Raw genomic sequence first — 12421 nt, 5'->3', positions numbered from 1 at the left:
TCCTTGCTACTGCTCCCTGGCCTGGGCTGGCCTGCGGCAGCGGTGTGGATGGGAGTGCCGCTGCTGGCACTGGCCATTGACTGGTGGTTGGGGGAGCCGCCCGCCCGCTGGCACCCTGTGGTGTGGATGGGCACGGCCTTGCACTGGGGGGGCGAGCGGGTGGCCCCGCTGACGCCTGTGGCACAAGACTTTCGGCGTTTTTGGCTGGGGGCGATAGTGTGGATTGCCTTGGCTGCTATTGTTTTGATAGTTTCCTGGTGGTTGCAGCACCTGGCGTTGACGTTGATGGGCTGGCTTGCCCTCGGCATGCTGGCGCTGCTGCTCAAGCCCCTGCTGGCCTGGCGCATGCTGCACGACGAGGTGCTGGCGGTGGAGGTGGCGCTGGGCCAGTCGCTGCCCGCCGGGCGCGCGCAACTGGCCCGGCTGGTGAGCCGGGACGTGAGCGCTCTCACCGCCGTGCAGGTGCGCGAGTCGGCCATCGAGTCGCTGGCCGAGAACCTCAACGATTCCGTGGTGGCGCCGCTGTTCTGGTTTGCGCTGCTGGGTCTGCCGGGGGCTGCGCTGTACCGCTTTGCGAATACGGCCGATGCCATGTGGGGCTACCCCGGCATGCGCAGCGGGCGCTACTGGCAATGGGCGGGCAAGTGGGCCGCGCGGGCGGACGATGTGCTGTCTTGGGTGCCGGCCCGCATCACCGCCTTGTTGCTGGCGGTGGTCGCCAGGGGACTGCCGTTTTCCACGCTGGCCCGCCAGGCGCGCAAGACGCCATCGCCCAACAGCGGCTGGCCCATGGCGGCCATGGCACTGGCGTTGAACGTGCGCCTGGCCAAGCCCGGGGTGTACACACTGCACAGCAAGGGCCGCCGGGCGGGGCCGCTCGATACGCGGCGCGCTACACGCCTGGGCACGCAGGTGGTGCTGGCCATGGTGCCCGTGGTGGCGGGCCTGCAGTTGCTGGTGCTGGTGGTATTTGCTTGGGCGCATACATGAGCTCGCCGCGTCGTTTCTCTGCGCCCACGCCGTTGCACGGTGGCCCGGACGCCGCGGGCGTTCCGGTGTTTGATTTCTCGACCAACAGCAACGGCTGCGGGCCATGCCCCGAGGCGCTGCACGCCGTGCGGGCGGCCGACGCCACGCGCTACCCCGACCCGGCCTACACGGCGCTGCGCGAGGCCCTCGGCGCCTTCCATGGCGTGGTGCCGGGGCGCATCGTGCTGGCCGCGAGTGCCAGCGAGTTCATCCACCGCATCACCGCGCTGGCCGCACAGCAGGGCGCGGTGCAGGTAGCTGTGCCGCCACACAGCTATGGCGACTACGCCCAGGCCGCGCAGGTGCGCGGGCTGGAGGTGCTGCGGGGCGGCGGCGCCGCAGCGGGCCTGCAATGGGCGTGCGAGCCCTCCAGCCCTCTGGGTGTGGAGGATTCCTCGTTGCGCGGTTGGCGACAAAGCGATGCCGACGTTGCCTGGCGTGTGCTCGACTGCGCGTATGTCCCCCTGCGGCTCGGCGCGGAGGGCGCATGGGCTGGCGCGCCGTCGCCGCTCATGCCTTCGGCCTGCTGGCAGCTCTGGACCCCCAACAAGGCCCTGGGGCTGACGGGTGTACGTGCCGCCTATGCGATTGCGCCGCCAGACTGTGAAGAGCAGGCGCTGGGGCTGACGGCCCTGGCGTCTTCCTGGCCTGTGGGCGCCCACGGCGTGGCACTGCTGCAGGCGTGGACGCAGGCCACCGTGCAGCAATGGCTGGTGCACAGCCTGCGCACTCTGGGCGATTGGAAGGCGCGCCAGCAGACGCTGTGCACCGATCTGGGCTGGGCTGTGCACGCAGGCAGCCAGGCCAACTATTTCTGCGCGCAGCCCGCTACCCACACGTTGCAGAGCGATCTGGCTGCGCTGCGCGCCGGCGGCATCAAGCTGCGCGATGCGGCGTCGTTCGGCCTGCCCGGCACCGTGCGCCTGGGGGTGCTGGCGCCCGCCGCACAAGATGCGCTGCGGGCCGCATGGCAGGCCGTCTTGGGCCCTGCGGGCCGTACCATCCCGCATTCCATCGGATCGAGGGAGACCTTGTGAGAACCATCACCGTCAATCGCTACGTCACGCCGCTGCGTGAAGGTGGCTCCATGCCCGCCATCGTCGAGGGCGACGACCTGGGCACCTACGTGCTCAAGTTCCGTGGCGCAGGGCAGGGCGTGCGCGCACTGCTGGCCGAGATCATTGCGGGCGGCATCGCCCGTGCGCTGGGCCTGCCCGTGCCCGAGATCGTGCTGGCCCAGCTCGACCCCGCCCTGGCGCAGACCGAGCCCGATCCCGAAATCCAGGACCTGGTACGGGCCAGCGGTGGCCTGAACGTGGGGCTGGATTACCTGTCGGGCGCGCTCAATTTCGACCCGGCGGTGGATGTCGTGTCGGATGATTTCGCATCACGCCTCGTGTGGTTCGACGCGCTGGTGGGCAATGTGGACCGCACTGCGCGCAACACCAATCTGCTGATGTGGCACCGCCAGCCCTGGCTCATCGACCACGGTGCGGCGCTGACCTTTCACCATGCATGGAACGGCACGGTGGCCCTGCCCGCCAAACCCTTTGCGCCCATTGCCGACCATGTGCTGCTGGCCCGGGCCACGCTGCTCGCGCAGGTGGATGCCGAGCTGGCCGCGCGCCTCACGCCCGAGGTGGTGGCGGGCATCCTGGCCGAGGTGCCCGACGAGTTTTTGGTGCTGGCCGGTGTAGATCACGAAGAAGGCCTGCTGACCGCTGCCGCCACCCACCGCCAGGCCTATGTGGACTACTTCTGCGCCCGCCTGGCCGGGCGCGCCACCTGGGTGAATGCACTGAAGGAGGCCGTCGATGCACGCGCCTGAGGTGTATGACTACGCCATCGTGCGCGTGGTGCCGCGCGTGGAGCGCGAGGAATTCATCAACGCGGGCGTGATCCTGTCGTGCCAGCGCACCGGCTTTCTCCAGGCTGCCATCGCGCTCGACGAGGCGCGCCTGCTGGCCATGGACCCGCACGCCGACATTGACGCCGTGCGCCGCCACCTGGCCGCCATCGTGGCCATCTGTGCGGGCGACGAAGGCTGTGGCCCCATTGCGCGCCTGCCGTACCGCCAGCGCTTTCACTGGCTCACCGCCAAACGCAGCGCCATCATCCAGACCTCTCCCGTGCACACGGGCCGCTGCACCGATGCGGCTGCAGCACTTGAACACATCATGGACCGCATGGTCCGCCCACTGCCTTGACTGAAAACTTTGCTCCCCAATTGGCCCGTTGTGTGATGGTGCTGGGCACCACCAGCGGCGCCGGCAAAAGCTGGCTCACCACGGCGCTGTGCCGCTACTACAGCAACCAGGGGCTGAAGGTTGCGCCGTTCAAGGCGCAGAACATGAGCAACAACGCGCGTGTGGTGTCGGGCCCTGCGGGTGTGATGGGGGAAATCGGCAGCGCCCAGTATTTCCAGGCCCTGGCTGCGCGTGCCGAGCCTGAGGTGCGCATGAACCCGCTGCTGCTCAAGCCCGAGGCCGACACGCACAGCCAGGTCGTGCTGATGGGGCAGGTGAGTGCCGAGCTCACGGCCATGCCCTGGCGCGGCCGCAGCGATAAGGTGTGGCCGCAGATCGCTGCAGCCCTCGATGCACTGCGTGCCGAGAACGACGTGGTGGTGATCGAGGGCGCCGGTTCGCCCGCCGAAATCAACCTGCACGCCAGCGACATCGTGAACATGCGCGTGGCCCGCCATGCCGATGCGCGCTGCCTGCTGGTGACCGACATCGACCGGGGCGGCGCGTTCGCCCACCTGTACGGCACCTGGGCACTGTTGCCCGAGGATGAGCGGGCGCTGATCCATGGCTTTGTGCTTAACAAGTTTCGCGGCGATGCCAGCCTGCTGGCGCCTGCGCCGCAGATGCTGCAGGACCTCACGGGTGTGCCCACCGTGGCCACCATCCCCATGCAATGGCGCCACGGCCTGCCCGAGGAGGACGGCGTGTTTGATGACCGCACGTTGTCAGCGGGCGCGGTGCACACCACCGTGGCTGTCATCGCCTACCCGCGCATCAGCAACCTCGACGAGTTCCAGCCGCTCAAGAACGTGCCCGGCGTGCGCCTGCTGTGGGCGCGCAGCCCGGCCGACCTGGCGGGCCTCAAGCCCACCGACTGGGTGGTGCTGCCGGGCTCCAAGTCCACCGCTGCCGACCTGGCCTGGCTGCGCGCGCAAGGGCTGGACCAGGCCATTGCCCATCACGCGGGGCAGGGCGGCACGGTGCTGGGCGTGTGTGGCGGCCTGCAGATGCTGGGCGAGGCGTTGATTGACATCGCAGGCATCGACGGCAATGCGCCGGGCCTGGGCCTGCTGCCGCTGGTCACCACCTTCGAGGTTGCCAAGACTGTGCAACGCACCCAGGCGCAGTTTGGTGAGGTGTTGGGGGCCTGGGCTGCGCTGGCGGGTGTGTCCGCCACGGGCTACGAAATCCACCACGGCCAGACCGCTCAGCACCCCGCCATGGCTGCCAAGGGCGATGTGGCGCGCGAGGTCATCCCTGGCATCGCCTGGCAGAACCCGGCGGGCAATGTGCTGGGCGTGTACCTGCACGGCTTGTTTGAGGATGCTGCGGTGCTGCACGCGCTGTTTGGCGCGCAGGTGCCCACGCTGGACAGTGTGTTTGACGGACTCGCAGGCTTCCTGGGCAACAGCTTCACACCGGGCGTGCTGGATGCGCTGGTAGCGCCTTAGCGTGCCGGATACCGTGGCGCCATTCAGCCCCTCACACCCGTTCGCAGTGGCAGGCGAGGGTGGTGTACGGAAAGCGCACGGTGTCCTGCCCGCGCAGCGCGGGGTGTCGGGCTATCAAAGCCTCGATCTGAGCACGCACCGCAGCGCGTTCAGCATCTGGCAGGGCCGCGATGAAACTGATCGACATGAATCGGTCCACGATGACCTGCTGGGGTGGCCCCACATGCTCGTGGGTCAGCCGGGTCTCGACCAATGGGCCGAAACCGGGGTGTGGAAAGGGTTTGCGCCAGTCGCCCTTGTAGAAGCGCGGGGCATCGCCTTCGTAGGGCGTGATGATGGTGGTGAGCTCGGCCACCCAGTCCACCGACTCATCGCGCACGTTCCACACCAGTCCCAGCTTGCCGCCCGGCCGCAGCACGCGATGGAATTCGTCCAGGGCTTCGCGGGTGGCAAACCAGTGGAAGGCCTGTGCGCAGACCACGGCATCCAGCGTGCCGGACGGCAGCGGAATGGCCTGTGCCGTGCCCGCCACGGCGCGCACCGTGGGCAGTTGCAAGGCTTCGATCTTGGCGCGCATGGCGTCCACGGGCTCCACGCCCACCACTGTGGCCCCGGTGGTTGCGAGCAGCGCGGTGAATTTGCCGGTGCCCGCACCCACATCGGCCACCTCGCGACCGGGGCCCAGTCCCAACGTCTGTGCCAGCCAGGCCGACAGCGCCGCCGGGTAGTCCGGCCTGCCGCGCGCGTAGGCCTGCGCTTCTTTTTCAAAACCCTGCTGTGCCGCTTTGTGCACGGCGTTCTTTGTGTTCTCCATCACCATGACCTCACCTTTCGTACTTCCATCCGTTGCTGACCTGCATGATGCCGCGTTGGCCAGCCGCCTGCAGCACGTCATTGACCACAAGACCAAGCCCTTGGGCTCGCTGGGCCTGCTGGAGCGCCTGGCGCTGCGCCTGGGCGTGATCCTGGGCACCGAATCCCCCGCGCTGCATGCTCCCCAGATGCTGGTGTGCGCCGGCGACCATGGCCTGGCCGCGCGGGGTGTCTCGGCGTTCCCGAGCGATGTGACCTGGCAGATGGTGGAGAACTTTCTGGCGGGTGGCGCGGCCGTGAGCGTGCTCGCGCGCCAGCATGGCCTGGGCCTCACGGTGGTGGACTGTGGCGTGGCCAGACCCATCGCTGCGCGCGATACAGCACCCGGCCAGCCCCGCTTGTTGCTGCGCAAGGTGGCACCCGGCACGCAGGATGCCTCCGTCGGCCCGGCCATGAGTGCCGAGCAATGCGCCCAAGCGCTGGCCAACGGGGTGGAGGTGGTGCGTGCCCTGCCAGGCAACGCCTTGCTGCTGGGCGAGATGGGGATTGCCAACACCTCGGTGGCGTCGCTGCTGCTGGCGCGCCTGGCGGGGCTGCCGCTGGCCGAGGTGACGGGCGCGGGCACGGGGCTGGATGCTGCGGGCATCGAACGCAAGCGCGCCGTGCTGCAGCAGGCGCTGGATGCCAATGCGGGCGCCACCAGCCCGCTGGAGGCCCTGGCTGCCCTGGGGGGCTACGAGGTGGCCACGCTGGTGGGCGCAGTGCTGCAGGCAGCGGCCGAGCGGCGCGTGATTGTGGTGGACGGCTTCATCACCAGCGCGGCCGTGCTGGTGGCCAGCCGCATCGCGCCGCAGGTGCTGCAGCGCTGCGTGTTTGCCCACCGTTCGGGCGAACGGGGCCACAGCCTGATGCTGGCGCAGATGCAGGCCGAGCCCTTGCTGGACCTGGGCTTGCGCCTGGGCGAGGGATCGGGCGCGGCGCTGGCCTGGCCGTTGCTGCAATCGGCCTGCGCCGTGCTGCGCGAGATGGCGAGTTTTGAATCGGCTGGCGTGGCGACGCAGACGGCCTGAGCCGCCCTGCTTGGGCAGGCTCTAGCCCACCACGGTCTGGTTGCGGCCTTCTTCCTTGGCGCGGTACAGCGCGGCGTCGGCGCGGGAGAGCATCGCGTCCAGGGTCTCGTGTGACCCGGACCAGCTGGTCAGCCCGATGCTCACCTCGCAGTCCAGCGGGTGCCCCGAGGCCAGCGTGGCGTGGATGCGCTGGGCCACGGCCAGGGCCGCTTGCGCGTCGGCTCCCGGCAGCAGCACCAGAAATTCCTCGCCCCCGTAGCGACCCAGGCGGTCGGCGCGGCGCAGCACCTGGCGGGTGCGCTCGGCAAAGTGCACCAACACCGCATCGCCGTGCTGGTGGCCGCGCGTGTCGTTCACCGCCTTGAAGTTGTCCAGGTCCACCATCATGATGGACGGACCGCCGCCGTAGCGCTGCGCACGCTCCAGCTCGTCCTCGCAGCGCTGCAGCAAGGCACGGCGGTTGAGGGTTTGGGTCAGCGAGTCATAGGTGGCCAGATGCTCCAGCTCGGTGCGCAAGCGGTCTGTGGCCATCAGCACCGCGCCAATGGACAACATCAGCACGGTGAGCGCATAGGCACCGATGTACAGGGTCTGGAACAGCGATGGCTCCATCAGGTCGTTGCCCGCGTGCCCAGCCAGGATGGAACCCAGCCTGACCCCCAGTACCAGCATGTGCAGGCCCAGCATCACCTCCACCAGTCGCACTGGGAAGTTGCGCCCCCCGTGGCGCAGCATGAAGCGCAGTTGCGCGGCGTACAGCGCCCCCATCACCACGGTGAAAAACCCCACCCGCACGGCATAGTTGGGCCACCCGTAGGTCAGCCAGGCAAACACCACCGTGGTGCCGGCCATCACCCAGTTCCAGGTGCGCCAGGTGGCGGGCTGGCCCATGAACCGGCGGGTGCCCATGTAATAAGTGACCGAGCCCAGCACCAGCAACTGGTTGGCCAGCACCAGGCCCAGCCAGTCGGGGATGGCGCCACGCGCGCCAAACAGCACGGTGGACAGTAGCCACAGCAATGGCGCCGCCGCCCATCCGCCCACGCCCCGGATGCTGGGCGGGTAGTGCCGCCGCATGAACAGCAGCACCAGGGCCATGACGGCAGACATGAAGCCCGCCAGGGCGATCATGGAGCGCGGGTCGAGGTTCGTCATGCGGCAGGCAAGAGGAGGGGGAGGGACGTGCTTGCGTAATAAATTGTTTCAAAGGCGAAGCCAGTATAGCCACGCACCCGCAGTGCTCAGCGCTGTTTCGGTGCATGGTTTGCCCGAGGTTGGACCAGGGGCAGCGCGGGTGTGGACCGGTATGGGGCGGCAATGTGCGCCGTGTTGGTGCATTTTGTATGCAAAGTTCATAAAACATTGTGTACAAAGTTGGCATGGGCCTTGCGTAGGGCATACGCCATGCAAAGCACCCACCCTGCGCCCACCTCCGCCGCCATTGAAATCGTGGCGCTGACCAAACGCTACGCCCAAGGCAAGCCCGCCGTGGATGCGATCGACCTGCGCATTGCCAGCGGCAGCTACTGCTGCCTGCTGGGGCCTTCGGGCTGCGGCAAGAGCACCACGTTGCGCATGATTGCCGGGCACGAGTCGGTGACCAGCGGCGACATCCTGCTGGAGAACCGCAACATCACCGACCTGCCGGCCGCCGCACGCGGCACGGCCATGATGTTCCAGAGCTTTGCGCTGTTTCCGCACCTCTCGGCGCTCGATAACGTGGCCTTCAGCCTGAAGATGAAAGGCGTGGCCAAGGCCGAACGCCAGGCCAAGGCGCGCGACCTGCTCGAGCGCGTGGCCCTGGGGCACCTGGCCGAGCGCAAGCCCGCAGAACTCTCCGGCGGGCAGCAGCAGCGTGTGGCGCTGGCGCGGGCCCTCATCACCCAGCCGCGTGTGCTGCTGCTGGACGAGCCACTGTCTGCCCTCGACCCCTTCTTGCGCATCCAGATGCGTGCCGAGCTGCGCCGCTGGCAAAAAGAGCTGGGCCTGACCTTCATCCATGTGACCCACAGCCAGGAAGAAGCTATGGCCCTGGCCGACACCATGGTGGTGATGAACCACGGCGTGATTGAGCAGGTGGGCAGCCCGCACGAGGTCTACAACCGGCCCGCCAGCGAGTTTGTGGCGCGCTTCATGGGCGGCCACAACGTGATTGACACGCCCGAGGGCAAGGTGGGTGTGCGCACCGACCACCTGCAGATCGCCCCCACCCATGCCGAGTTGCCCTGGGGCACCCAGCGTATGCAGGCCGTGGTGACCGATGTGGAATACCAAGGCACCTATGTGCTGGTGGGCCTGCAAAAGCACGGCGCAGTTCTGTCGGCCAACGCCACGGCGGCGTATTCGGTGATGGTGTCCGAGGCCGCCTTTGCTGCGCAGCCCTACCAGGTGGGGCAGGGCGTGCAATTGCACTGGACGCCTGACCAGGCGCACCCGCTGTCCGTGCCCGCTCCCGCAATGGCCGTCGCCGCCTGACCGCGTCGCCACGTCCCCTCTTTTTTCACCCGTCCCCTTCCGCAACCCAAGGAGTTTTCCCATGTCCGATGCTTCCCGTGCTGGTTCCCCTGTTGTTGTCTCCGATGCCACTGGAGTGGCTCGCCGCTCGCTGCTCAAGGGCACGGCGGGCATCCTGGCCGCAGGCATGTTCCCGGCCGTGCATTCGCAAGAGAAGATCGTGCTGCGCTACCTGGGCACGGCGGTGAACCAGGACAAGGCGATTGCCGAGAAGTTCAAGGCCGACACCGGCATCGAGATCCAGTACGTGGCCGTGACCACCGACGACGTGACCAAGCGCGCCGTGACTGCGCCCAACAGCTTTGACCTGATCGACACCGAGTACTTCTCGCTGAAAAAGATCGTACCCACGGGCAACCTGAAGGGCATCGATACCAAGCGCATCAAGAACGCCGACAAGATCACCACGCTGTTCACCACCGGCCAGGTGGCCGGCAAGGCCGTGGGCGACCAGGGCACCGCGCCCAAGAAGGTGATCTACCTGGAAGGTGAAAAGTCCAAGAAGTTCGCGACCGCGCCCACGCAGTTCATGAGCCTGATCCCCACCGTGTACAACGCCGACACGCTGGGCATCCGCCCCGACCTGATCAAGCGCCCGATCAACTCGTGGGCCGAGCTGCTCAACCCCGAGTTCAAGGGCAAGACCGCGATTTTGAACATCCCCTCCATCGGCATCATGGACGCCGCCATGGTGGTCGAGGCCATGGGCATCTACAAGTACCCCGATAAGGGCAACATGACCAAGAAGGAGATTGATCTCACGATCAAGACCCTGATCGAGGCCAAGAAGCAGGGCCAGTTCCGCGCGCTGTGGAAGGACTTCAACGAGTCGGTCAATCTCATGGCATCGGGCGAGGTGGTGATCCAGTCGATGTGGAGCCCGGCTGTCACGGCCGTGCGCACCAAGGGCATCGCCTGCAACTTCCAGCCCCTGAAGGAAGGCTATCGCGCCTGGGCCGCCGGCTTTGGCCTGCCCGCCACGCTGAGCGGCCGCAAGCTCGATGGTGCGTACGAGTTCATCAACTGGTTCCTCGACGGCTGGGCCGGTGCCTACCTGAACCGCCAGGGCTACTACAGCGCCGTGCTGGAGACCGCCAAGTCCAAGATGGAAGCCTACGAGTGGGCCTACTGGATGGAAGGCAAGCCCGCCACGCAGGACATCAAGAGCCCCAATGGCGACGTGCTGGCCAAGGCCGGTGCAGTGCGCGACGGCGGCAGCTACGAGTCGCGCATGGGCGGCATCGCTTGCTGGAACGCGCTGATGGACGAGAACAACTACATGGTGCAGAAGTGGAATGAGTTCGTCGCGGCGTAAGGAGTGCACCCCCTGAGGCGCTGCGCGCCTTCACCCCTCTCTCGACCCGCTGCGCGGTTCGGGAGGGGGACGCCCCCGGTGCGGCGGGGCGGCCCTTGCACGGGGGCACTGGTCTTGGGCAGCGTCAGTCTCAAGAGCAAGCGCCGAACGGTAGACCTTTGAATTCATTGATTGCAAACACCATGAGCACGACCACACAGTCCTTACCTGCTGCAGCTGTCCCCGGCCGCAGCATTGCCGCCTGGTGGCAGGCTGCGCCGTTCACGCTGGTGTTCGCGCTGTTTTTTCTGATTCCGCTGGCGCTGATCGTGATGGTCAGCTTCTGGGACTTCAATGAGTACGAGCTGTTGCCTGGCTTTACGTTCAAGAACTACGTGTCGATCTTCGCGGGCTGTGGCGATGCGTCGGAGGGCCTGTGTGTCACGCTCAAGACGTATTACTCCACGCTCAAGTTCAGCTTTCTGGTGTGGCTCATCACGTTGGTGATCGGCTTCACCGTGGCCTATTTTTTGGCCTTCCATGTGCGCTCTTCGGGCATGCAGACGCTGCTGTTCGTGCTGTGCACCATTCCGTTCTGGACATCCAACGTGATCCGCATGATCTCGTGGGTGCCGCTGCTGGGGCGCAATGGGTTAGTGAACCAGACCTTGATGGGCATGAACCTCATCGAGACGCCCGTGGAGTGGCTGCTGTTCTCGGATTTCTCCGTGGTGCTGGCCTTTGTGCACCTGTACACCATGTTCATGATCGTGCCCATCTTCAACAGCATGATGCGCATCGACCGCAGCCTCATCGAGGCCGCCAGCGACAGCGGCGCGAGTGGCTGGCAGACGCTGTGGAACGTGATCGTTCCGCTCTCGCGCACCGGCATCATCATCGGCTCGATCTTTGTGATCACCATCGTCATGGGCGACTTCGTGACCATCGGCGTAATGGGCGGGCAGCAGATTGCATCGATTGGCAAGATCATCCAGGTGCAGACGTCCTACCTGCAGTTCCCGCTGGCGGCGGCCAATGCCGTGATCCTGCTGGCCGTGGTGCTGATGATCATCTGGGGCCTCACACGCCTCGTCGACATTCGCAAGGAGCTGTGAGATGAAAGTCCGAGAATCTCGTCCCGCCAGCTTCTGGCCCCTGGCCATCTTCTTTGCGCTGTTCGTGCTGTTCATGTACGGACCCATGTTCGTCATCTTCATCCTGAGCTTCCAGGGCCCCGAGGGCGGGCTCACCTTCCCCATGCGCGGTGTGTCTCTGCACTGGTTTGCCAAGCTGGCCGAAGGGCTGGGCGTGGTGGACATTGGCGCGGCGCTGTGGCGCTCGCTGGGCCTGGGCGTGGCGGTGATGCTGTGCACGGTGGTGCTGTCGGTGCTGGCCGGTCTGGCGTTTCGCAAGCGGCTGGCGGGCGGCAACACGCTGTTCTTCATCGTCGTGGCCAGCCTCATCATGCCGTCCATCATTGTGTCGCTGGGCATCGGGCTGGAGTTCCGGCTCATCGACAACGGCATCAAGGCCGCGCTCGAATGGCTGGGCATGGAGAGTGCGCTGGAAGGCTACGGCACGTCGCTGGGCCTGTTCACCTCGGCCCTGGGCGCGCACCTGACCTGGACGCTGCCGTTCGGCCTGCTCATCATGTTTGCGGTGTTCAACCGTTTCAACCCGGCGTACGAAGAGGCGGCGCGCGACCTGGGCGCCACGCCCTGGCAGGGCTTTGCGCATGTGGTGCTGCCGCTGATCGCGCCCTCGGTCGTGGGCATTGGCATGTTCGGTTTCACGCTCAGCTGGGACGAGATCGCCCGCACCTCGCAGGCCATTGGCGACGTGAACACGCTGCCGCGGGAGCTGCAGGGCCTGACCAGCACGGTGACCACGCCGTCCATCTACGCGCTGGGCACGCTGACCACCGTGGTGTCGTTCGTCGTCATGGGCATCACGCTGGCGCTGGTGTGGGCATTGGGCCGCAGGCGCAAGGGCCGTTCGGGGTAA

At 66.8% G+C, this 12421-nt stretch carries 12 protein-coding genes; 10 read left to right on the top strand and 2 right to left on the bottom strand.

The window, feature by feature from the left end; all coding sequences use genetic code 11:
• Window positions 1–48 precede the first annotated feature (48 nt).
• Genes cbiB through ASC83_RS15550 form a run of 5 tightly spaced genes read left to right on the top strand, consistent with a single transcriptional unit; the run spans window position 49 to window position 4726 of the window.
• Entirely contained in the window at window positions 49–990 is a 942-nt protein-coding gene (gene cbiB, locus ASC83_RS15570; RefSeq protein WP_056065136.1) for an adenosylcobinamide-phosphate synthase CbiB, read from the top strand.
• Entirely contained in the window at window positions 987–2066 is a 1080-nt protein-coding gene (locus ASC83_RS15565) for an aminotransferase class I/II-fold pyridoxal phosphate-dependent enzyme (RefSeq protein WP_056064336.1), read from the top strand. Before cbiB ends, ASC83_RS15565 begins: the two co-directional genes overlap by 4 nt.
• A complete protein-coding gene (locus ASC83_RS15560) occupies window positions 2063–2857 on the top strand; it encodes a HipA family kinase (RefSeq protein ID WP_056064333.1) in 795 nt (264 codons plus the stop codon). Before ASC83_RS15565 ends, ASC83_RS15560 begins: the two co-directional genes overlap by 4 nt.
• Complete coding sequence (locus ASC83_RS15555; protein WP_056064330.1) at window positions 2844–3236, top strand: DUF3037 domain-containing protein; 393 nt, start codon at window positions 2844–2846, stop codon at window positions 3234–3236. The genes ASC83_RS15560 and ASC83_RS15555 overlap by 14 nt, the downstream gene beginning before the upstream one ends.
• 35 nt (window positions 3237–3271) lie before the next feature.
• The gene (locus ASC83_RS15550; protein WP_056064327.1) at window positions 3272–4726 is read left to right on the top strand and encodes a cobyric acid synthase; all 1455 of its coding nucleotides are present in this window, start codon (window positions 3272–3274) and stop codon (window positions 4724–4726) included.
• 31 nt (window positions 4727–4757) lie between these two features.
• On the opposite strand, the gene ASC83_RS15545 is transcribed toward ASC83_RS15550, so the two are convergent.
• The gene (locus ASC83_RS15545) at window positions 4758–5546 is read right to left on the bottom strand and encodes a class I SAM-dependent methyltransferase (RefSeq protein WP_056064324.1); all 789 of its coding nucleotides are present in this window, start codon (window positions 5544–5546) and stop codon (window positions 4758–4760) included.
• On the opposite strand from ASC83_RS15545, the gene cobT reads away from it, so the two are divergent.
• Entirely contained in the window at window positions 5545–6609 is a 1065-nt protein-coding gene (gene cobT, locus ASC83_RS15540; protein ID WP_056065133.1) for a nicotinate-nucleotide--dimethylbenzimidazole phosphoribosyltransferase, read from the top strand. The two genes, ASC83_RS15545 and cobT, sit on opposite strands and share 2 nt — an antisense overlap.
• Before the next feature lie 21 nt (window positions 6610–6630).
• Here cobT and ASC83_RS15535 read toward each other — a convergent pair whose 3' ends face one another.
• On the bottom strand, window positions 6631–7764 hold the full coding sequence (locus tag ASC83_RS15535; RefSeq protein ID WP_235509388.1) for a GGDEF domain-containing protein: 1134 nt from the start codon (window positions 7762–7764) through the stop codon (window positions 6631–6633).
• Window positions 7765–8013: 249 nt separating this feature from the next.
• Between ASC83_RS15535 and ASC83_RS15530 the strand changes: the two genes are divergently transcribed.
• The 4 genes from ASC83_RS15530 (at window position 8014) to ASC83_RS15515 (ending at window position 12421) form a co-directional block, all read left to right on the top strand.
• Complete coding sequence (locus ASC83_RS15530; RefSeq protein WP_056064322.1) at window positions 8014–9084, top strand: ABC transporter ATP-binding protein; 1071 nt, start codon at window positions 8014–8016, stop codon at window positions 9082–9084.
• A gap of 61 nt (window positions 9085–9145) precedes the next feature.
• Entirely contained in the window at window positions 9146–10438 is a 1293-nt protein-coding gene (locus ASC83_RS15525; protein WP_056064319.1) for a PotD/PotF family extracellular solute-binding protein, read from the top strand.
• Between the two features lie 182 nt (window positions 10439–10620).
• Window positions 10621–11532, top strand: a complete 912-nt coding sequence (locus ASC83_RS15520) for an ABC transporter permease (RefSeq protein ID WP_056064316.1) — start codon at window positions 10621–10623, stop codon at window positions 11530–11532.
• A 1-nt stretch (window position 11533) separates the two neighbouring features.
• Window positions 11534–12421 (top strand): ABC transporter permease, encoded by an 888-nt coding sequence (locus ASC83_RS15515; RefSeq protein ID WP_056064312.1) that lies wholly within the window; start codon window positions 11534–11536, stop codon window positions 12419–12421.

Origin of the sequence: Acidovorax sp. Root402, from assembly GCF_001425125.1 — a bacterium.
Classification (GTDB): domain Bacteria; phylum Pseudomonadota; class Gammaproteobacteria; order Burkholderiales; family Burkholderiaceae_C; genus Acidovorax; species Acidovorax delafieldii.
This window is presented reverse-complemented; position numbering and strand designations above follow the sequence as displayed.